Genomic DNA, 18,748 nt, shown 5'->3' with positions numbered 1-18,748 from the left:
CACAGGTGGTGGCGGGAACCGTTCCGGCAATTCGAAGGGTACGGACCATTCAAGTGCCCACATCCGCAGGGCAACATGATCCCTTGGTGATCGCACGACGGGGCTGACCCGCCGCGGACTACCATCACCCACATGACGCGTGTACTGCTCGCCGAGGACGACGCATCCATCTCGGAGCCCCTGGCCCGCGCCCTGCGCAGGGAGGGATACGAGGTCGAGGTCCGCGAAGACGGACCGACCGCCCTCGACGCCGGACTGCAGGGCGGCGTCGATCTCGTGGTCCTGGACCTCGGCCTGCCCGGCATGGACGGCCTGGAGGTCGCACGCCGCCTGCGTGCCGAAGGCCACGGCTTCCCGATCCTCGTGCTGACGGCCCGCGCCGACGAGGTCGACACCGTCGTCGGCCTCGACGCCGGCGCCGACGACTACGTCACCAAGCCGTTCCGCCTCGCCGAGCTGCTCGCCCGGGTACGGGCCCTCCTGCGGCGCGGCGCCACCGAGCCCGCGCAGCCCCCCGCCACCCACGGCGTCCGCATCGACGTCGAGTCGCACCGCGCCTGGATGGGCGAGGAGGAGCTCCAGCTCACCGCGAAGGAGTTCGACCTGCTGCGCGTCCTCGTCCGCGACGCCGGCCGGGTCGTCACCCGCGACCAGCTCATGCGCGAGGTCTGGGACACCACCTGGTGGTCCTCGACCAAGACCCTCGACATGCACATCTCCTGGCTCCGCAAGAAGCTGGGCGACGACGCGGCCAACCCGCGCTACATCGCCACCGTGCGCGGAGTCGGCTTCCGCTTCGAGAAGAGCTGAGCTGTAGCCACGCCATGCGCCGCCGCCTGATCAGCTCCACCCTCGCCGTGGTGCTCGTCGTGATCGCCGTGTTCGGGGTCTCCCTCGTCATCGTCGAGACCCGGACCATCACCAACAGCGCCCAGGAGAGCGTCGACTCCCAGGCGCTGAGCCTCGTCGGCATCGTCGAGTCGGACGTCCTGGAGAAGAAGTCGGTCGACGCCGACGCGCTCGCCGAGGTCCTCGACGCGGGCCGCTACGCCCGCATCACCGTCCCCGGCAGCCTGCCCGTCGAGATCGGCAAGCGCATCGACGGCAGCGTCATCCGGGCCACCGCCGAGGGCGGGCAGGGCGAGACCGTGGTCGTCGAGGAACCCCGCGACACGGTCACCAAGGAGATCGGCCGGACCCTGGCCGTGGTCGGGGCCGTGGCGCTGCTCGCCGTCGTGGCGGCAGTCCTGCTCGCCGTACGCCAGGCCAACCGGCTGGCCTCGCCGCTCACCGACCTGGCCGAGACCGCCGAGCGGCTCGGCTCCGGCGACCAGCGGCCCCGGCACAAGCGGTACGGCGTGCCCGAGCTGGACCGGGTCGCGGACGTGCTCGACTCCAGTGCCGAACGCATCGGGCGGATGCTCACGGCCGAGCGCCGCCTCGCCGCCGACGCCTCCCACCAGCTGCGCACCCCGCTGACCGCGCTGTCGATGCGGCTGGAGGAGATCACCGTCACGGAAGACCTGGAGACCGTACGGGAAGAGGCCTCGATCGCCCTCGCGCAGGTCGAGCGGCTCACGGACGTGGTCCAGCGGCTGCTGACGAACTCCCGCGACCCCCGGACCGGCTCCGCCGTCCCCTTCGACCTCGACGAGGTCGTCAAGCAGCAGGTCGAGGAGTGGCGCCCCGCCTACCGGAGCGCGGGCCGGGCCATCGTCCGCTCGGGCAAGCAGGGCCTGCGGGCCGTGGGCACCCCGGGCGCGGTGGCCCAGGTGCTGGCCGCACTGATCGAGAACTCGCTCATGCACGGGGGCGGCACGGTCGCCCTGCGGACCCGTGTCACCGGCAACCAGGCGGTCATCGAGGTGACGGACGAGGGCCCGGGCGTTCCCGCGGACCTCGGCAACCGGATCTTCGAGCGGGCCATCAGCGGCCGCAACTCCACCGGGATCGGCCTGGCCGTGGCCCGCGACCTCGCCGAGGCGGACGGGGGCCGGCTGGAGCTGCTCCAGACCCAGCCGCCGGTCTTCGCGATCTTCCTCAGCCGGACCGCACCGGAGCACGTGGAGCCGGAGAAGACGGTCCGCTAGCCCCGGCGGCGTCCGCGGGCTGCGGCAGGGCGCGGAACACCCAGGTGCGGTACGACCAGAACCGGAATGCCGTGGCCACCGCGATGCCCAGGAACTTGAACACGTTGCTCTGGAGCGGGCTGTCCCAGCCCATTCCGTAGGTCGCCGCGTAGAGCAGGCCGTTCTCGATCACCAGGCCCACCACGCTGAACAGCAGGAACAGCGTCATCTCACGGGTGCGGCCGCTCTTGTCGCGGTCACGGTAGGTGAAATAGCGGAACCCGACGTAGTTGAAGACGATGGCGACGACGGTCGCTATGACGCTCGTCCGCACCACCGCGAGCTCGGTGGTGTGCCGGAGCAGGTTGAAGACGCCCAGGTTGACCAGCAGGCCGAGACCGCCGACGGCACCGAACTTGGCGATCTCCCGGGCGAGGCCGCGGGCCCTGTGGACGAGGGCCGCCCTCGATGCACTCATGGTGATCGTTCAGCCCCTGTCAGTCGATTGCGTCAACAAAGCCATCGTAGACGGCGCCCCAGCGGGCCGCCCGGGGGTGCCTGATCAGGGGCCGGAGGGAGGCCGGAGCGGGGCCGGAGGAGCGTTGGAGGGGCGCTTCAGGGGGCCGATGCGCGCCGGCGGGGGCCTCGGACGGCCGGGGACCCGGGCCGGTTTCTGCGGCGGATACCCTGGAGGAGTGACGTTCCCGGTAGTCGGCATGGTCGGCGGCGGTCAGCTCGCCCGCATGACCCACGAGGCGGGTATCCCCCTCGGCATCAGATTCAAGCTCCTCAGTGACACCCCACAGGACTCGGCGGCCCAGGTCGTGAGCGACGTCGTCATCGGCGACTATCGCGACCTGGAGACGCTGCGCGCTTTCGCGCGCGGCTGCGATGTGATCACTTTCGATCACGAGCACGTACCCACCGAACACCTGCGGGCCCTGGAAGCGGACGGTATCCCCGTCCGGCCGGGGCCCGACGCATTGGTGCACGCCCAGGACAAGGGGGTGATGCGCGCCCGGCTCGACGAGATCGGCGCGCCCAGCCCCCGCCACCGGATCGTGAGCGATCCGGAGGACGTGGCAGCCTTCGCGGACGAGGCCGGCGGGTTCCCCGTCATCCTCAAGACCGTGCGCGGCGGCTACGACGGCAAGGGCGTGTGGTTCGTACGTACGGCCGAGGACGCAGATGCGCCCTTCCGCGCAGGTGTCCCCGTCCTCGCCGAAGAGAAGGTGGACTACGTCCGCGAACTCGCGGCCAACATCGTCCGCTCCCCCCACGGCCAGGCCGTGGCCTACCCCGTCGTGGAATCCGTCCAGGTGGACGGCGTCTGCGACACGGTCATCGCCCCCGCCCCGAACCTCTCCGAGGAGCTCGCGGGCGAGGCCCAGGCGCTGGCCCTGCGCATCGCCAAGGAACTCGGCGTCGTCGGCCACCTGGCCGTCGAGCTCTTCGAGACCACCGACGGGCGGATCCTCGTCAACGAGCTCGCGATGCGTCCGCACAACTCCGGGCACTGGACCCAGGACGGCGCGGTCACCTCCCAGTTCGCCAACCACGTCCGGGCCGTGCTCGACCTCCCGCTCGGCGACCCGCGCCCGCGCGCACCCTGGACGGTCATGGCGAACGTCCTCGGCGGGGACTACCCCGACATGTACCAGGCGTACCTGCACTGCATGGCCCGGGACCCCCAGCTCAAGATCCACATGTACGGCAAGGACGTGAAGCACGGCCGCAAGGTCGGCCACGTGAACACCTACGGCGACGACCTGGACGACGTGCTGGAGCGCGCCCGTCACGCTGCCGGCTACCTGCGAGGGACGATCACGGAATGAGCACTTCTCCCCTCATCGGCATCGTGATGGGCTCCGACTCGGACTGGCCCGTCATGGAGGCCGCCGCGCAGGCGCTGGACGAGTTCGAGATTCCCTACGAGGTCGACGTCGTCTCCGCGCACCGGATGCCGCGCGAGATGATCGCGTACGGCGAGGAGGCCGCCGAGCGCGGTCTCAAGGCGATCATCGCGGGCGCCGGCGGCGCCGCCCACCTCCCGGGCATGCTCGCCTCCGTCACCCCGCTCCCCGTCATCGGCGTCCCCGTGCCGCTGAAGTACCTCGACGGCATGGACTCGCTGCTCTCGATCGTGCAGATGCCGGCGGGCGTGCCGGTCGCGACCGTCTCGGTGGCCGGCGCGCGCAACGCCGGCCTGCTCGCGGCCCGCATGCTGGCCGCGCACGACCCGGACCTGCTGGCCCGGATGCGGGAGTTCCAGCAGGAGCTGAACGACCAGGCGACGGAGAAGGGCAAGCGGCTGCGGGCGAAGGCCGCGGGCCAGGAGTCGTTCGGATTCGGCAAGTGAGCGCGGCGGACCGGCTCGCCGAGGCCCGCGAGCTCCTGGCCGAGGCGCCCGTCGTGGACGGCCACAACGACCTGCCGTGGGCCCTGCGCGAGCAGGTCCGCTACGACCTCGACCGGCGCGACATCGCCGCCGACCAGTCCGCCCACCTGCACACCGACCTGGCCCGGCTGCGGGCCGGCGGGGTGGGGGCGCAGTTCTGGTCCGTGTACGTACGGTCCGACTACGCCGGCGACACGGCGGTCAGCGCCACGCTCGAGCAGATCGACATCGTCGGCCAGCTGATCGACCGTCACCCCGGGGACCTGGCACGGGCCCTGACGGCGGACGACATGGAGAAGGCCCGGTCCGAGGGCCGGATCGCCTCCCTGATGGGTGCCGAGGGCGGCCATTCCATCAACAACTCCCTCGCCACCCTGCGGGCCCTGCACCGGCTGGGCGTGCGCTACATGACGCTCACGCACAACGACACCATCGACTGGGCCGACTCGGCGACGGACGAGGCGCGGCACGGCGGTCTCACGGACTTCGGCCGCGAGGTCGTCCGCGAGATGAACCGGATCGGCATGCTGGTGGACCTCTCGCACGTGGCGGCGACCACGATGCGTGACGCCCTGGCCGTCACCACCGCGCCGGTGATCTTCAGCCACTCGTCCTCGCGGGCGGTCTGCGACCACCCGCGGAACATCCCGGACGACGTCCTGGCGCAGCTGCCCGGCAACGGCGGCGTCGCCATGGCCACCTTCGTGCCGAAGTTCATCCTCCCCGCGGCGGTGGCCTGGACGGCGGCGGCGGACGACAACCTGCGCGCGCACGGCTTCCACCACCTGGACACCACCGCCGAGGCGATGGCCCTGCACCGGGCGTTCGAGGCCGTCAACCCGCGCCCGGTCGCTACGGCGGCCACGGTGGCCGACCACCTCGACCACATGCGCGAGGTCGCGGGCATCGACCACATCGGCATCGGCGGGGACTACGACGGCACGGCCTTCACCCCGGCGGGCCTGGACGACGTCGCGGGCTACCCGAACCTGGTCGCGGAGCTCCTGACCCGCGGCTGGTCCCGTGCCGACCTGGCGAAGCTGACCTGGTCGAACGCCGTCCGGGTGCTGCGCGACGCGGAGGCGGTGGCGTCCGCGCAGGCCGCCCTGCCGCCGTCGAACGTCCGGCTCTAGGCGAGTCGGGGAGCGTACTCCGGGTGCCCCGTTCCAGGGCGGGGCACCCGAACGCCACATCCCACGAGAACCCACGCGTCCCACGTGTCACGGTGGCAACAACTCCCTGCTGCCTCCGAGACCGGAGCGAACGCCATGGCCGACCTGCAGGACGAAACCTCCCCCGTGGGGGCGGAGCCCGGGGCCGTCGGAGCCGACGACCCGCCCGCCTTCGAGACCGGGACGGACCCCGGCACCGATGCCGGAACCGACACCCGCACGGATCCCGGCACGCCGGGCATGAACGCGGCCGACCGCGCCGCGGCACTGCTCGCCGTGCACCCCGTCGCCGACGGGTTCAACACCCTCCCGTGGACGCTGCGCCAGAGTCCGTACCACGACATCTCGACCCCCGACACGGGCGTCGACACCGATATCCCGCGGCTGCGGGCGGGTGGTGTGGGCGCCCAGTTCTGGTCGCTCCTCGTGCCCGGGGCGGATACGGAAGCCGGCCCGCCGGGCGGCGACCGGATCGTCGCCGAGACCCTCGAGCAGATCGACGTGGGCCGCAACCTCGTCCGGAGCCATCCCGACGCGCTGTGCCTCGCGCTCTGCGCGGACGACATGGCCGATGCCCGCAACCGGGGCCGGATCGCGTCGTTCCTCGGCCCCGTGCCGGGCCGGACGCTCGCCGATTCGCTGGGCATCCTCCGCGCCTTCCACGCCCTCGGCGTCCGAAGCCTGGCCCCGGCGGGCGCGGCCTGGGCCGAGCCGGACCTGACGCCCTTCGGGCACGAGGTCGTACGGGAAGCCAACCGGCTGGCGGTGCTGCTGGACCTGACGGGCTGCGCGCCCGCGGCCGCGTGCAGCATCATCGCGGCCTCGAAGGCGCCGGTGCTGATCTCGCACACCGCGGCGGCCGCCCTCGTGCCCCATCCGGCGAACGTCCCGGACGAGGTGCTGGTGGCGCTGCGCGCCGGGAACGGCCTGTGCATGGTGACCTTCGCGGCGGACCAGGTGGGAGACCGGATCGCCATGGTCGCCGACCACCTGGACCACCTCCGTACGGTCGCCGGGCCGCACTGCGTGGGCCTGGGCGGCTCCTTCGGCGCCGAACCCCGCGCCCCCCGCCCTGAGGGCCTGACCGACCCGGCAGGCTATCCCCGCCTGGTCGCGGAACTCCTGGACCGCGGCTGGACGGAGCCGGACGTGTCCCTCCTGACCTGGGGCAACGCCCAGCGCGTCCTGCGCGACGCGGAATTCACCGCCCGAGCCGAACGCCACCGCCACCCGGCCTGACCCCTCTCTCGGGTTCAGCACGCGCAGAGGCAGAACGGGTGCCCCGCCGGGACCCATTTCCCGACGCCGCTCCCGCGGGTTTCGGCGCCGGGGCGCCTCACTGGCTTCGAGCGGCTGCGCCGGACTCCGTCCGTCGGGTTCAGCACGCGCAGAGGCAGAACGGGTGCCCCGCCGGATCGGCGTAGACGCGCCAGGTGCGGTCCTTGTCCGCGGCGTCGAGCGGTGTGGCGCCGAGGGCGAGGATCCGGCCCTCCGCGGCATCGAGGTCCTCGACGGTCAGGTCCAGGTGGAACTGCTGCGAGGCCTCGGCCGAGGGCCACTGCGGAGGCACGTGCCCGCTGGCCTTCTGGAAGGCCAGCGGGGTGCCCGCGTGGCCCGAGAGCTGCACCCACGTGTCGTCCTCGACGGCCGGGGTGCCGCCGAGGAGGCCGGCGTAGAACCCGGCGAGGGCCAGCGGGTCCGGACAGTCCAACACGACGGTGCCGAGCTTGGCGATGGCCATGATCTCTCCTCCGTTACCTGAACAACGCATGTACCGGTAACGCCCACCCTAGGCGTTACCGGTACTGCTGCCAAGGAGGTAACGTCGCGTGTATGACGGAGAGAGCGCCCGCACCCGGAGGCCTCGCGCTCGTGGAGGCGCTGGTCAACACGCTCAGCGTGGACACCGGACAGGACCGCCTTGCGGCGGAGTTCGGCCTCGCGGGCGACGCCCTCGCCGAGGCGGCCGAGCTGCGCGAAGCCCTGCGGGCGGCGTGCCTGGCGCACGCGGGCCACGGCATCCCCGATCACGGGCTCGACGCCCTGAACACCCTGCTCGCCGACGCCCCGCTCACCGTCCGGGTCGCGGCCGACGGGACCGCCGCGCTGACCGCCGTCGGCGAGGGGCTGCGGTCCCGGATCGCGGCGGCGATCGCCGCCGCGGTGGCGGACGGCACCTGGGTCCGGCTCAAGGCCTGCGAGGCCGAGGACTGCCGGTGGGCGTACTACGACCGCAGCCCGGCGGGCCGCAGCCGCTGGTGCACCATGTCGGTCTGCGGCAGCCGCGCCAAGATGCGCAGCTACCGCGCCCGCCGGGGGGACGGCCCCCCGGCTCCACGGGCCTGACGCAGGGGGATCAGGCGCGCGGGCGGCCCATCGCGCGGTACGTCCAGCCCGCCTCGCGCCACGCCTCCGCGTCCAGCGCGTTGCGGCCGTCCAGGATCAGCGGCCGGGTCACCGCACGGCCCAGCTCCGCCGGGTCCAGCTCGCGGAACTCGCGCCACTCGGTCAGGTGCAGCACCACGTCGGCTCCGCGCACCGCCTCCAGCGCCGAGTCCGCGTAACCGAGCGTGGGGAAGACGCGCCGGGCGTTCTCGATGCCCTTCGGGTCGTACACCGTGACCTGGCCGCCCTGGAGGTGGATCTGCCCGGCGACGTTCAGCGCGGGCGAGTCCCGGACGTCGTCCGAGTCCGGCTTGAAGGTGGCGCCCAGGACGGCCACCCGCTTGCCGAGGAACGCGCCGCCGACCGCGTCCCGCGCGAGCTCCACCATGTGCCCGCGCCGCCGCATGTTGATCGAGTCGACCTCGCGCAGGAAGGTCAGGGCCTGGTCGGCGCCCAGCTCCCCGGCGCGGGCCATGAACGCCCGGATGTCCTTGGGCAGGCAGCCGCCGCCGAAGCCGATGCCGGCCCGCAGGAACTTGGCGCCGATCCGGTCGTCGTGGCCGATGGCCTCGGCGAGCTTGACGACGTCGCCGCCGGCCGCCTCGCAGACCTCGGCCATGGCGTTGATGAAGGAGATCTTCGTGGCCAGGAAGGAATTGGCCGCGGTCTTCACGAGCTCGGCGGTCGGGAAGTCCGTCACGACCAGCGGGGACCCGGCCGCCATCGGGGTCGCGTACACCTCGCGCAGCAGCTTCTCGGCCTGCTCGCTGCGTACGCCGACCACGATCCGGTCCGGGCGCAGGGTGTCCTGGACGGCGAAGCCCTCGCGCAGGAACTCCGGGTTCCACGCCAGCTCCACCGCGTCCCCCGCGGGGGCCAGCTCCGCGAGGCGCGCCGCGAGCCGCTCGGCGGAGCCCACGGGCACGGTGGACTTGCCGACGACGAGCGCCGGCCGGGCCAGGTGCGGGGCGAGGGAGTCGACGGCGGCGTCGACGTACGACATGTCGCAGGCGTACTCGCCGTGCTTCTGCGGGGTGTTCACGCAGATGAAGTGGACGTCGCCGAACGCGCCGGCTTCCTCGTAGGAGGTGGTGAAGCGCAGCCGGCCGGTCGAGCCCTCGATGCCCGCCACGTGCGCCTTGAGCAGCTCCTCGAGCCCGGGCTCGTACATCGGGACGCGGCCTTCGGCCAGCATCTCGATCTTCTCGGGGAGGATGTCGAGCCCCAGCACCTCGAACCCCAGTTCGGCCATGGCTGCGGCGTGGGTGGCGCCGAGGTAGCCGGTGCCGATCACGGTGATCTTGAGGGCCATGCGTGCTCCTGGGAGGTGCGGTGCGGTGTGCGGCCACCGAGCATAGTCGGGCCCGTTCGGGGGACGTTTCCCCCCGAGGCCCCCTGCTGTCATGCAGCTCACGTGCGGCTCTCGTATCCCTGCACGGGACGGGGCCCTTAAGCTGGCACTGCAGCTGTGGTTACTTAACGGTAGTTAGCATGACCTTGGGGAGTGAGAGACCTTGGCGGGTTCTGCGAAGTCGGAGTTTGACCTGTACCGGCCGGCCGAGGAGCACGACATGCTCCGCGAGTCCGTCCGTGCGCTCTGCGAGGCCAAGATCGCGCCGTTCGCCGCCGCGGTCGACGAGGAGGCCCGCTTCCCGCAGGAGGCCCTCGACGCGCTGGTCGCCAACGACCTCCACGCCGTCCACGTGCCGGAGAGCTACGGCGGCGCGGGTGCCGACGCCCTCGCCACCGTGATCGTCATCGAAGAGGTCGCCCGCGTGTGCGCCTCCTCCTCGCTGATCCCGGCCGTGAACAAGCTCGGCTCCCTCCCGGTGATCCTCTCCGGCTCCGAGGAGCTGAAGAAGAAGTACCTGGGCCCGCTCGCCAAGGGCGACGGCATGTTCTCGTACTGCCTCTCCGAGCCCGACGCGGGCTCCGACGCCGCCGGCATGAAGACCCGCGCCGTGCGCGACGGCGACTTCTGGGTGCTCAACGGCGTCAAGCGCTGGATCACCAACGCAGGCGTCTCCGAGTACTACACGGTCATGGCCGTCACCGACCCGGAGAAGCGCTCCAAGGGCATCAGCGCCTTCGTCGTGGAGAAGTCCGACGAGGGCGTCTCCTTCGGCGCCCCGGAGAAGAAGCTCGGCATCAAGGGCTCGCCGACCCGCGAGGTCTACCTCGACAACGTCCGCATCCCCGCCGACCGCATGATCGGCGAGGAGGGCACCGGCTTCGCGACGGCCATGAAGACCCTGGACCACACCCGCATCACCATCGCGGCCCAGGCGCTCGGCATCGCCCAGGGCGCCCTGGACTACGCCAAGGGCTACGTCCAGGAGCGCAAGCAGTTCGGCAAGCCGATCGCCGACTTCCAGGGCGTCCAGTTCATGCTGGCCGACATGGCCATGAAGCTGGAGGCCGCCCGCCAGCTGACGTACGCGGCCGCCGCCAAGTCGGAGCGCGTGGACGGCGACCTGACCTTCTTCGGCGCCGCTGCCAAGTGCTTCGCCTCCGACGTCGCCATGGAGGTCACCACGGACGCCGTCCAGCTGCTCGGCGGCTACGGCTACACCCGTGACTACCCGGTCGAGCGCATGATGCGCGACGCCAAGATCACGCAGATTTATGAAGGCACGAACCAGGTCCAGCGCATCGTGATGGCAAGGAACCTGCCGTAGCAAGGTTTTCGCAGGTCACCGGCCCACTCGGCCGATCCGGCGGCCCTGATCGGCTTCTGGTCCGTTCGGGTCCGTTCCGGGGTGTTCCTGGGCGTCATACTGGGGAAATCCTGGGCTGACACTGGGTTGGAAACATTGTGCTGACCTGTACAAACGACAAGGCCTCCGGCATGATGCCGGGGGCCTTTCGTGTGGGTTGGATCAGGCGACTTCATCCCGCTCGGTGGGGTCGTCCGCGCCGGGGGTCAGCATGCTCGCGATGGCTGCGCGCCCGCGCTGCTCGGCCCCTTCGAAGATGTAGTGATAGTGCTCGCGGAGCACGTCCGTGCTGCTGTGTCCCATCCAGTCGGCCACGTCGTTCTCAGGCACGCCCGCATAGAGCAACCGGGACCCGTAGTAGTGCCGCATGGAGTGCGGCTTGCAGTAGGTCACCCCGCCCTTCGTCAGGGCGACCAGCCAGATTTGCCGGTAGAAGTACGACGCGTACAGGTACCCGGTCCGGGTTACGTTCGGGAACAGCAGGCGCTCAGGTCCCCACACGCCGTGGTTCTTGATGTGCCTGCGCAGCTCGAACGCCACGTTCGGTGGAAGGGGCACAACGCGCCCCGGTTCCTCCTCGTCTCTGGCCTTGACGTGGCGCCGCTGGAGCGCGCTGTTCTTCCCAGACTCGGATTCGCCGTCCTCCGCCATCTGGAAAACGACGCGCAGGACCTTCGCCTGGAAGTCGATCTGGTCGCGTGAGACCGCCATGGCCTCGCCGATGCGGAGACCGCATCCCGCCATGAGCCAGAGCATCGCCCGGTACCGGGGCGGGGCCCCGTTCAGCATGGCTAGGACTTCCCGAGTCGTCAGCCGCCGGGCGTTGCTCTTGTGCTCGCGTATCTCCTTGGCGCGGCTGCCCGCGTGCCTGATCTTCTTGCACGGATTGCGCCCGATGATCTCGTTTACGACGGCCCAATCCATCATCCCGGAGAAGAACGAGAACCGTTGACGCCGTGTGCGGGCAGAAAGCTTGCGGTCCTGCTCCATCCACAGGAGCCACTGCTCAATGTCTGCGACCTTCAAGGACACGATGGAGCGAGCCTTGAAGAACGGTTCCAGCGTCGTGTTCTGGATCGAGCGGTACTGCTTCTTCGTGCTGTTCGTCAGCTTCCTTTGATTCGTCCACTGCTCCCACACGGCCGTCACGGGCTGCTTCCCGAGCTTGTCGTCCAGGTAGGCCCCGGCATCTAGCTCCTGCTCCTTCCGCTTCCGGTGGTCGTCGGCGCGCTTCTTGGTCTCGAACGACTTCTGGCGCTGCTTCCCGTCCGGGTCGTACCAGAAGGCCGTCCACTTCTTCGCGTCGTCCTTGGAGCGCGCTACCCATGCTCTCGCCACGTCTGAGCCGGCCTTTCCCGTCGTGGGCCCCACCTGCCGTGGCTCGCCCTCGGCCACAGTTTTCGCATGGTCCACCCTGGGTTGTCAACACGGGGTGGACCACACCAGGTGGTGTATGGTCGGGGTATGCGAGAGGACGAGAGCGGATTCGAGATCACTCAGCAGCAGGGGGGCTGGGTGATCCGGATGTGGTGGCCGGAAGGGCCGATTACGGGAGGCCCGCAGCGCATGACGGTGCAACCAGGCGAGGGCGCCGAGCCCCGCGACGTGGTTCGTGGTATCTCCACGACCGTGCTCCGCAGGCTCGACCTTGCGGCTGCGGTGAACCTGGCCAAGATGGCGCCGAAGGCGCAGCAGACCTTGGAGGACGTCACGCGTGAACTGGATGCCTCGGGGGAGGCTGCTGGCCGCCTGCTAGCGGCTGAGGGTGTCTCGGACCGATACCTGGCATTGCTGGCGGCGACGTACGCCGCCATGGCCGAGAGTGGCGCCCCGGCGCCGGTCCCGTGGCTGGCGCGACTCATTGAGCGTCGCCCAGAGACGATCAAGGACCACTTGAAGAAAGCGCGGCGGGACGGCTACCTGGGCACCGTGGCGGGCAAAGCCGGGGGAGAGGTGACCGACAAGGCCAGGGCGGCGCTGGAATCCATGGGGAGCACTGACGACTAACCCAGCCCGCATTTTTCATAATTCATACTCGATGGCCCCGAGGTGACTCGGGGCTTTCTCATATGTGGAGGTCGTGTTGGTGAAGTTGTTGACGGTGGCCGAGGTGGCCGAGGAGGCTCTCCCGCCGATTCGCCTTCTAAAAGAGCTGGGCTTGGTCTCCCCGTACGGCGCGGACTAGGAGCGTGCCCGTGGTGCGCTTTTCCTTCTCGGGGGCTGGGAGCACGGTCGCGGTCACTTCGGGGAACCCGTATTCCTTGAGGAGCGAACACCAGATGTCGGGCTGGTAGTCCCACCGCTTCACGATGGCGGGGTCTTCCTCGGGGCCGCGAGGGATGTACGAGGCTTGGCACCCGTAGCAGCCTTCGACGGGCGGCCGCTGAGAGAAGGCGAACACGCCCCCCGGCTTGAGCGTGGCGTGAACGATGGGGAGCAGTGGGCCGGGGTCGGTGAACCAGGCGGCGCCGAAGACGCTGAAAACGGCGTCGAAAATGGTGAAGGTCCCGCCGAGGTAGGCCAGGGCCTCGCCCTGGTGCAGTTCCATGCCGTCCACGTCCGGCCACCGCTCTCGGGCCTTGCCGAGCTGCTTCGCGGAGATGTCCACGCCGATGGCCTTGATACCGAGGGTGGCGAGGTGGGCGAGGTTCCCGCCGGACCCGCAACCGAGGTCGAGTGCGGTGTCACCCGGGTTGAGTGCCAGTACTTCGGCCCCGGGGCCGTGGTCGGCGTACTGGGTCCAGTTGAACCAGGTGGTCTCACCCTTGGCGTTGGTCACCCTTCGCTGGGGCTTGCTCTGCGAATAGGTATCCCATGCGTCACTACGAGCGTCAGTCATCGGTGTCCGTTCTCGGTCATGGCGACAGCCGCCCGGCACGATACCGGGCGGCTGAAGCGGTGGGACTGGTTACTTGTTGACGGGGCTGTCAGAGCACCCGGCGTAGGACTGGGTGCAGTCAGCCGCGTCGTCGAGGGGCCAGAACTCGGGGTCGGTCGGGTACCCGGCCTCGCGGATCAGGCCGGCCGTCCGGCGCATCGCGGCCCGGCCCTCTTCGGGGTTGTGGCCGCTGTTGCGGTCCGGGACGTGGTGGATGAACCCGCCGCCGAGCGCGCTGCAAAAGTCGGCGTACGCCTTGGTGTGCAGCACGAACGCGTGCCAGAACAGGTCCACGCGGAGGCTGGGGGTCACCTTCTCCGTGGTCGTCGTGGCGACGGCGAGAAACGCGGCGAGCTGCTCCACGCCCCGGTTGCCCTGGTCGTCGGTGATCTCCGGCCAGTAGTCCTCACGGACCATGGTGATGAGGTCGGCCCGCAGACTGGGGCCGATCAGGTTGAGGGTGCTGGTGGTGTCGTGCTGGGTGATCGTCACTGTTGTGCCTTCCTTGTCGGTGCAGAACATCGGGGGCACTTGCACGGGGGCCATGCGGCGGACGCCATGGCGGTGAGAGGCTTCTCGGCGCTGTTGCTCGGGTAGGTCACCGAGCCTTCCCACGTCCGGCCGGAGTCGCGGGAGACCCGAACGGTGAGGGTCACCGGATGGCCCGGTGGTACTTGTGATTGCGGAGCCTGACATTCGCGTCGCTGACGGCGGAGTAGTCCCCACGCTGGTGCGCGGCCGACCGCTGCGCTGCCTGCTCTCCGCAGATCTCGCAGCCCTCCACGGGGGCGGGCTGAAGTACCGGCATGGAGAGGGTTACGGCTGCTCCGGGCCCCCCTCCGGGGGCTCCGTCGTTATGGCTGGCCATCACTCGCCCTCTCGTCCGGTTGCCTGGTTCGTGAGGTAGATGTTCCTGCCACCGGAAGGGCAGAGCGACGACACTTCGGGCGTCACCTAGGCGTCACTCGACCGGGCGTCAATGGCGCCCCCAGGGGCGTCAAACCGGTGTCATTACAAGTGGGTTGGGTCTAGCTTTGACGTCATGACGACGACCGCCGTGGTGCCGAATGATGTGCTGCGGGCCGTGCGTATCGGCCTGCGCTTAAGCCAAGACGACTTTGCCAAGGCTCTGCGCCGGGCAGGGGAAGAGCTGGGAGAACCCAACGAAGCGTCGAAGCGTCTGGTACAGCGCTGGGAGTCAGGTACGAGCAAGACACCCCGAGGCGTGTACGCGAGGGCGTTAGAGCGGGTCACGGGCCGTCCCGTCGAGGCCCTGGGGTTCTCCCTGCCCGTGCCGATGGCGAGAGTCCACGCAGACGGGACAGGAGGGCACGACATGGATACAGGGGCAGAGGGTGTCACCTCCGCCGCCGTAGGGGCGCAGTCGGCTGCACAGAGCGTCGGGGAGACGTTCTCGGGGGTGTGGCTCAGCCGGTACGAGTTCTACTCGTCCAGCCGGGGAGACACATACGAGGGCAAGCACTACGTGGTGATCGTCCAGCACGGCAACCGGCTGACTGCTCAGAGCCTGCCGGGGGCGTCCTCGAACCCGGACAGCCCGCTCACCCTCGATCTGACCGTTGACCGCAACGTGGTCACAGGGTCATGGGTGGAGCAGACCGCTTCGGACGGCTACTACAACGGGGCTCGTTACCACGGGGCCATTCAGCTCCTGGTCGAGCCGACTGGCCGACGGATGGCCGGGAAGTGGGTCGGCTTCGGAAAGGACTTCGACGTGAACACGGGGCCGTGGGAACTGCGGCTTGTGGACAAGTCCACATCGAAGGCGACGCTGGAGCGATACAGCCGCGCCCCCGAGTAGGGTCGGATAGTAGAAGACCCTGATCAGGCGTACTGCCTGATCGGCTCGGACCTGGCGCAGCGAGCTGGCGATCATGGGGGAATCCTGGGGTGTCCCCCTACATAGGGGGTGTCCGTGCAGGTCAGCGGCGGATGTGCCGTAAAGCACGCTGATCTACGAGGGCACCAACCAGGTCCAACGCATCGTCATGGCGCGCAACCTGCCGTAGCGCCCCGCGCGCAGCACGCAGTACACCGGAGGCACCCCCGCGGGGGTGCCTCCGCGGTGTTTCAGGCGTCCGACGCGCGGGCCAGGGTGAAGCCGCCGCTCTGTACGTCGTCGCACAGCGCCCGGCAGGCGCCGAAGTGCTCGGCGAACTCCGGGGAGCGCTGCCAGGCGTTCATCGCGTCCGGATCGCGCCAGGAGGAGAACGACACGAAGTGCGCGGGCTGGTTCAGGTCGCGCAGGAGCCGCGCGAAGAGGAAGCCGTCGGCGGACTCCTTCGTCCACTCGATGAAAGCCGTCCACCGCTCCACGAACTCGGTCTCGCTGCCCTCGGACACCCGCCAGTTCCCGGACGCCCAGAACTTGCTCGCCTCGGCCACGGTAACCACCGCCTCACTCGGGGTCCCTCCACCAGGTTAGGACGGCCTACCCGCCATCGCGCGGGGGCTTGTAGCCGGGCGTCCACTCCAGACCGAAGCCGTACGCCCGGTCGATGTCCTCGTGCGGCCCGCACTCGCCGGTCCCCGTGAACCACGCGACCTCGCGGCGCACCGACAGGCCGCCCGCCTCCGGCGCGGCCAGCGCGATCGCACAGCCCGTCGCTCCGGCGGGGGAGTCGTCGAGCAGGATCCGGCAGCCCGGCCCGGACGGCGCGGTGACCGTCACCGAGGCCCCGAGCCGCCGGAAGTCCGCCGAGCCCTCGTAGATGTAGACGAAGAACAGCAGGCGGTCGAACAGCTCGCGGTGGCGCAGGTTGACCCGCAGCGTCTCGCCGTCGGCGCTGGCGCCCGTACGGTCGTCGTGGTCCAGCGCGACGTACGGCCACGCGTCGAGCGAGCCGAAGGAGTCGCCCAGCGCCTGCACGACCGTCGCGGTGCCGTCGCGGTACGAGACCAGCGCGCACAGGTTGACGTCCGCGCGGGTTCCCGGCAGCCAGTTGAGGTTCGCCTGGAGGGTGCCCCGGCCCGTGATGCGCGCCTGTGGCGCGGCCCTGGTCAGGAGCGGGCGTTCGGCGCCCGTTCCGCGCAGCGGGATGACCCCTCTGGGGCGGTTGTCCGAACTCATTAACCCACCTTCCGATCTGATGGATGATCATATGACGGCCCGTCCGTGTGAGCTATGATCCGACGGCTTTCTGTCATGGGGGTGGGGAATGCCCGTAGGGGCACTGGCGACTGCACCTGACGTCGCCGCGCAGCTCAGGAACATGGCCGGCCGCCCGGGACTCGCCTCCCGCCGCGACGAGCTGGCATCACTGGCGGACGCCCTCCAGGGCCTGGGGGACGGGGACGTGGACCCCTGGACCGAACTGGACCTGCTCCAGGCCTTCGCCCGGCCCGAGAGCGTCGGCGCCCTGGGTGCGGAACCGCCCGAGGCGGTGTGGTGGTCCCGGCTGGAGACCTTCATCGGCGCCCTGGTGTTCGTGCCGCTGCTGGTCACCTGGCTCGGCCTGACGCGGGCGACCAGCGCGTACGAGGCCCTGGTCGGCGCCGACCCGAAGGCCGCCGCCCGGCCCTTCCTCCAGCTGTGGCAGTCCGGCTTCGAGGGCCGCCTGACGGGCGTGTTCACCTTCGGGCACGTGGCCCTCTTCGCGAGCCTGACGATCCTGCTGCTCCTCGTCCTCGTAACGGTGCACGGCGTGCGGCGCGCGAAGTCCGAGCGCCGCGCCGACGAAGGGCAGCGCACGGCGGACGCCCTGCTCGCCGAGCTGGTCCCCGTCCTCACCCGGGCGCAGCTGCTGCTCAACGACCGGCGGCTGTCCTCCCCGCAGCGGTTCGCCGCGGAGCTCGCGGGCGCCGCCACCACCCTCGGCAAGCTCGGCGACAAGGCCCTGCGGGTCCACAAGCAGTTGGACGCGGCCGCGAGCGCCGTCGAGACCGCCGTGAAGAGCGCCGAGGAGCGCATCGCCCACGTCGAGTCCGCCGTCCGCCCGCTGGAGCAGGCCGTCGGCCGGGTCGAGGCCGCCGTGATCGGCAACGCGTCCGACATCGAGCAGGCCGTGGCCTCGCTGAGCGGCCCGCTGGAGAAGAACGGCGAGCGCCTGGAGGCCGCCGTGCAGGGCAGCGGGGCCATGGTCCGCCAGGCCCTGGAGGGCGTACGGACGGTCAACGGCGAGGTCCGGGACGCGGTGAGCGCGGCCGGGGACCGGGTCGAGGGGTCGGTGACCGTACTGGCCGCCGCGCAGCGCTCGTTCACCACGAGCACCGAACTGGCCACCGACGTCTCGGCGCAGGTCCTCTCGCGCCTGGGCGAGGTGACGGACCGTACGGCCGAGGCGGTCGCGTCCTCGCAGCAGGCCGTGCTGCGGCTCGACGAGCAGACCGGGGCGCTGCGGCGGGCGGCCGAGCGGTTCGCCGGACTGGCCGAGGCACTGGCCGCGCTGCCGGTGCAGGCGGCGGTGCCGGCGCAGCCGGGCCCGGGCGGGCCGGGGGCCCCGGCGGGGTCCGGGGTGCACCTGGAGAAGGCCCCGCCGCGGGATGCCGGGCCCCGGGACGCCATGCGTCCGGCGCCCTGGGACGCCGTACCCCGGGACAGCGCGCCCCGTGATGCCGTACCCCGTGATGCCGTACCCCGTGACGCGGTGCCGCGGGACACGCGGTGAAGGGGCGGCGGCCGCGGCTGCGGTTCAACCCGCTGCACCTGGCCGGCTGGCTCTTCGCCGACATGCTCCTCGTCCTCGCGCTCGTCGCAATGGGGGACCAGGGCGATCCGGTGAAGGCGGCCGAGGCCGCGCGGTCCGTGAAGCCGGGCGCCTCCGCGAGCCCCGGGCCGCCGCCGAAGCCCAAGGGCCCGCGGGCGGTGGTGCGTACGGCCAAGGAGCTCTCCCTCGACGCCGGCGCCGGGGACACCGACCGCATCCTGCGGCAGCTGCGCGACAAGACCGCCCGCTGGGAGGGCCGCAAGGCGGCCTTCGTGCTGACCTTCGGGCGCAACCCGGACGTCGGCGGCGGCGTCGACTACGCCCGCAGGATCAACTCCCTGCTGGTCAAGGCCCGTCCGGACATGTTCACGGGGGCGACCACGCGGGACTTCTTCGTCCAGGGCTCCTCGGGTGGCCACGCGGACATCGAGATCTACTTCTACACCTACTGACAAACCGGAG

At 70.7% G+C, this 18,748-nt stretch carries 20 protein-coding genes; 12 read left to right on the top strand and 8 right to left on the bottom strand.

Features of this window, described 5'->3' with window-relative positions; translation table 11 throughout:
- Nucleotides 1-132 precede the first annotated feature (132 nt).
- Both ACZ7H1_RS13715 and ACZ7H1_RS13710 read left to right on the top strand, forming a co-directional pair.
- Nucleotides 133-810: a response regulator transcription factor gene (locus ACZ7H1_RS13715; protein ID WP_226734440.1), complete on the top strand. Its 678-nt coding sequence runs from the start codon at nucleotides 133-135 to the stop codon at nucleotides 808-810.
- Between the two features lie 14 nt (nucleotides 811-824).
- Nucleotides 825-2,090, top strand: a complete 1,266-nt coding sequence (locus ACZ7H1_RS13710) for an ATP-binding protein (protein ID WP_470786401.1) — start codon at nucleotides 825-827, stop codon at nucleotides 2,088-2,090.
- On the opposite strand, the gene ACZ7H1_RS13705 is transcribed toward ACZ7H1_RS13710, so the two are convergent.
- Nucleotides 2,041-2,547 (bottom strand): GtrA family protein, encoded by a 507-nt coding sequence (locus ACZ7H1_RS13705; RefSeq protein ID WP_470786400.1) that lies wholly within the window; start codon nucleotides 2,545-2,547, stop codon nucleotides 2,041-2,043. The genes ACZ7H1_RS13710 and ACZ7H1_RS13705 overlap by 50 nt on opposite strands.
- Before the next feature lie 148 nt (nucleotides 2,548-2,695).
- On the opposite strand from ACZ7H1_RS13705, the gene ACZ7H1_RS13700 reads away from it, so the two are divergent.
- From ACZ7H1_RS13700 to ACZ7H1_RS13685, 4 genes are all read left to right on the top strand, one after another.
- Nucleotides 2,696-3,904 carry a 5-(carboxyamino)imidazole ribonucleotide synthase gene (locus tag ACZ7H1_RS13700; protein ID WP_470786399.1) on the top strand — a complete coding sequence of 403 codons (1,209 nt, stop codon included), beginning with the start codon at nucleotides 2,696-2,698 and terminating at the stop codon, nucleotides 3,902-3,904.
- Complete coding sequence (gene purE / locus ACZ7H1_RS13695; RefSeq protein ID WP_470786396.1) at nucleotides 3,901-4,428, top strand: 5-(carboxyamino)imidazole ribonucleotide mutase; 528 nt, start codon at nucleotides 3,901-3,903, stop codon at nucleotides 4,426-4,428. The genes ACZ7H1_RS13700 and purE overlap by 4 nt, the downstream gene beginning before the upstream one ends.
- Nucleotides 4,425-5,600, top strand: a complete 1,176-nt coding sequence (locus ACZ7H1_RS13690; protein ID WP_470786394.1) for a dipeptidase — start codon at nucleotides 4,425-4,427, stop codon at nucleotides 5,598-5,600. Before purE ends, ACZ7H1_RS13690 begins: the two co-directional genes overlap by 4 nt.
- Nucleotides 5,601-5,735: 135 nt before the next feature.
- On the top strand, nucleotides 5,736-6,878 hold the full coding sequence (locus tag ACZ7H1_RS13685) for a membrane dipeptidase (protein WP_470786392.1): 1,143 nt from the start codon (nucleotides 5,736-5,738) through the stop codon (nucleotides 6,876-6,878).
- A 139-nt stretch (nucleotides 6,879-7,017) separates the two neighbouring features.
- Here the strand turns inward: ACZ7H1_RS13685 and ACZ7H1_RS13680 are convergent, their stop codons facing one another.
- The gene (locus tag ACZ7H1_RS13680) at nucleotides 7,018-7,380 is read right to left on the bottom strand and encodes a VOC family protein (protein ID WP_470786391.1); all 363 of its coding nucleotides are present in this window, start codon (nucleotides 7,378-7,380) and stop codon (nucleotides 7,018-7,020) included.
- A gap of 92 nt (nucleotides 7,381-7,472) precedes the next feature.
- Here ACZ7H1_RS13680 and ACZ7H1_RS13675 point away from each other — a divergent pair, with 92 nt between their 5' ends.
- Nucleotides 7,473-7,985, top strand: a complete 513-nt coding sequence (locus ACZ7H1_RS13675) for a CGNR zinc finger domain-containing protein (RefSeq protein WP_470786390.1) — start codon at nucleotides 7,473-7,475, stop codon at nucleotides 7,983-7,985.
- Between the two features lie 10 nt (nucleotides 7,986-7,995).
- Here ACZ7H1_RS13675 and ACZ7H1_RS13670 read toward each other — a convergent pair whose 3' ends face one another.
- Complete coding sequence (locus ACZ7H1_RS13670) at nucleotides 7,996-9,336, bottom strand: UDP-glucose dehydrogenase family protein (RefSeq protein ID WP_470786388.1); 1,341 nt, start codon at nucleotides 9,334-9,336, stop codon at nucleotides 7,996-7,998.
- A gap of 259 nt (nucleotides 9,337-9,595) precedes the next feature.
- On the opposite strand from ACZ7H1_RS13670, the gene ACZ7H1_RS13665 reads away from it, so the two are divergent.
- A complete protein-coding gene (locus ACZ7H1_RS13665) occupies nucleotides 9,596-10,702 on the top strand; it encodes an acyl-CoA dehydrogenase family protein (protein ID WP_470786387.1) in 1,107 nt (368 codons plus the stop codon).
- 201 nt (nucleotides 10,703-10,903) lie between these two features.
- Here the strand turns inward: ACZ7H1_RS13665 and ACZ7H1_RS13660 are convergent, their stop codons facing one another.
- The gene (locus ACZ7H1_RS13660; protein WP_470786635.1) at nucleotides 10,904-12,079 is read right to left on the bottom strand and encodes a tyrosine-type recombinase/integrase; all 1,176 of its coding nucleotides are present in this window, start codon (nucleotides 12,077-12,079) and stop codon (nucleotides 10,904-10,906) included.
- A gap of 126 nt (nucleotides 12,080-12,205) precedes the next feature.
- On the opposite strand from ACZ7H1_RS13660, the gene ACZ7H1_RS13655 reads away from it, so the two are divergent.
- Nucleotides 12,206-12,748: a hypothetical protein gene (locus tag ACZ7H1_RS13655; protein ID WP_470786385.1), complete on the top strand. Its 543-nt coding sequence runs from the start codon at nucleotides 12,206-12,208 to the stop codon at nucleotides 12,746-12,748.
- Between the two features lie 136 nt (nucleotides 12,749-12,884).
- Here ACZ7H1_RS13655 and ACZ7H1_RS13650 read toward each other — a convergent pair whose 3' ends face one another.
- Complete coding sequence (locus ACZ7H1_RS13650) at nucleotides 12,885-13,520, bottom strand: class I SAM-dependent methyltransferase (RefSeq protein WP_470786383.1); 636 nt, start codon at nucleotides 13,518-13,520, stop codon at nucleotides 12,885-12,887.
- 129 nt (nucleotides 13,521-13,649) lie between these two features.
- Nucleotides 13,650-14,111 carry a glycine-rich domain-containing protein gene (locus tag ACZ7H1_RS13645; RefSeq protein ID WP_470786381.1) on the bottom strand — a complete coding sequence of 154 codons (462 nt, stop codon included), beginning with the start codon at nucleotides 14,109-14,111 and terminating at the stop codon, nucleotides 13,650-13,652.
- 550 nt (nucleotides 14,112-14,661) lie between these two features.
- On the opposite strand from ACZ7H1_RS13645, the gene ACZ7H1_RS13640 reads away from it, so the two are divergent.
- Nucleotides 14,662-15,441: a helix-turn-helix domain-containing protein gene (locus ACZ7H1_RS13640; RefSeq protein ID WP_470786379.1), complete on the top strand. Its 780-nt coding sequence runs from the start codon at nucleotides 14,662-14,664 to the stop codon at nucleotides 15,439-15,441.
- 269 nt (nucleotides 15,442-15,710) lie between these two features.
- Here the strand turns inward: ACZ7H1_RS13640 and ACZ7H1_RS13635 are convergent, their stop codons facing one another.
- Together ACZ7H1_RS13635 and ACZ7H1_RS13630 are read right to left on the bottom strand one after the other, a co-directional pair.
- Nucleotides 15,711-16,025 carry an antibiotic biosynthesis monooxygenase family protein gene (locus ACZ7H1_RS13635; RefSeq protein ID WP_470786377.1) on the bottom strand — a complete coding sequence of 105 codons (315 nt, stop codon included), beginning with the start codon at nucleotides 16,023-16,025 and terminating at the stop codon, nucleotides 15,711-15,713.
- 46 nt (nucleotides 16,026-16,071) lie between these two features.
- Nucleotides 16,072-16,710: a tellurium resistance protein gene (locus ACZ7H1_RS13630; protein WP_470786375.1), complete on the bottom strand. Its 639-nt coding sequence runs from the start codon at nucleotides 16,708-16,710 to the stop codon at nucleotides 16,072-16,074.
- An 88-nt stretch (nucleotides 16,711-16,798) separates the two neighbouring features.
- Between ACZ7H1_RS13630 and ACZ7H1_RS13625 the strand changes: the two genes are divergently transcribed.
- Both ACZ7H1_RS13625 and ACZ7H1_RS13620 read left to right on the top strand, forming a co-directional pair.
- Entirely contained in the window at nucleotides 16,799-18,247 is a 1,449-nt protein-coding gene (locus tag ACZ7H1_RS13625; protein ID WP_470786373.1) for a methyl-accepting chemotaxis protein, read from the top strand.
- Nucleotides 18,244-18,738 (top strand): hypothetical protein, encoded by a 495-nt coding sequence (locus ACZ7H1_RS13620; RefSeq protein ID WP_470786372.1) that lies wholly within the window; start codon nucleotides 18,244-18,246, stop codon nucleotides 18,736-18,738. Before ACZ7H1_RS13625 ends, ACZ7H1_RS13620 begins: the two co-directional genes overlap by 4 nt.
- Nucleotides 18,739-18,748: the final 10 nt, after the last annotated feature.

The sequence above is a fragment of the Streptomyces sp. NPDC037401 genome (assembly GCF_055602345.1).
Note: the sequence above shows the minus strand (reverse complement) of the source record. Positions and strands in the feature narration are given on the sequence as shown.

Bases quoted from the DNA above. Each gene is read 5' to 3' on its own strand.
- ACZ7H1_RS13715 (WP_226734440.1), top strand. From the start codon at position 133: ATGACGCGTGTACTGCTCGCCGAGGACGACGCATCCATCTCGGAGCCC.
- ACZ7H1_RS13710 (WP_470786401.1), top strand. From the start codon at position 825: ATGCGCCGCCGCCTGATCAGCTCCACCCTCGCCGTGGTGCTCGTCGTG.
- ACZ7H1_RS13705 (WP_470786400.1), bottom strand. From the start codon at position 2,547: ATGAGTGCATCGAGGGCGGCCCTCGTCCACAGGGCCCGCGGCCTCGCC.
- ACZ7H1_RS13700 (WP_470786399.1), top strand. From the start codon at position 2,696: ATGCGCGCCGGCGGGGGCCTCGGACGGCCGGGGACCCGGGCCGGTTTC.
- purE (WP_470786396.1), top strand. From the start codon at position 3,901: ATGAGCACTTCTCCCCTCATCGGCATCGTGATGGGCTCCGACTCGGAC.
- ACZ7H1_RS13685 (WP_470786392.1), top strand. From the start codon at position 5,736: ATGGCCGACCTGCAGGACGAAACCTCCCCCGTGGGGGCGGAGCCCGGG.
- ACZ7H1_RS13680 (WP_470786391.1), bottom strand. From the start codon at position 7,380: ATGGCCATCGCCAAGCTCGGCACCGTCGTGTTGGACTGTCCGGACCCG.
- ACZ7H1_RS13675 (WP_470786390.1), top strand. From the start codon at position 7,473: ATGACGGAGAGAGCGCCCGCACCCGGAGGCCTCGCGCTCGTGGAGGCG.
- ACZ7H1_RS13670 (WP_470786388.1), bottom strand. From the start codon at position 9,336: ATGGCCCTCAAGATCACCGTGATCGGCACCGGCTACCTCGGCGCCACC.
- ACZ7H1_RS13665 (WP_470786387.1), top strand. From the start codon at position 9,596: ATGCTCCGCGAGTCCGTCCGTGCGCTCTGCGAGGCCAAGATCGCGCCG.
- ACZ7H1_RS13655 (WP_470786385.1), top strand. From the start codon at position 12,206: ATGCGAGAGGACGAGAGCGGATTCGAGATCACTCAGCAGCAGGGGGGC.
- ACZ7H1_RS13640 (WP_470786379.1), top strand. From the start codon at position 14,662: ATGACGACGACCGCCGTGGTGCCGAATGATGTGCTGCGGGCCGTGCGT.
- ACZ7H1_RS13630 (WP_470786375.1), bottom strand. From the start codon at position 16,710: ATGAGTTCGGACAACCGCCCCAGAGGGGTCATCCCGCTGCGCGGAACG.
- ACZ7H1_RS13625 (WP_470786373.1), top strand. From the start codon at position 16,799: ATGCCCGTAGGGGCACTGGCGACTGCACCTGACGTCGCCGCGCAGCTC.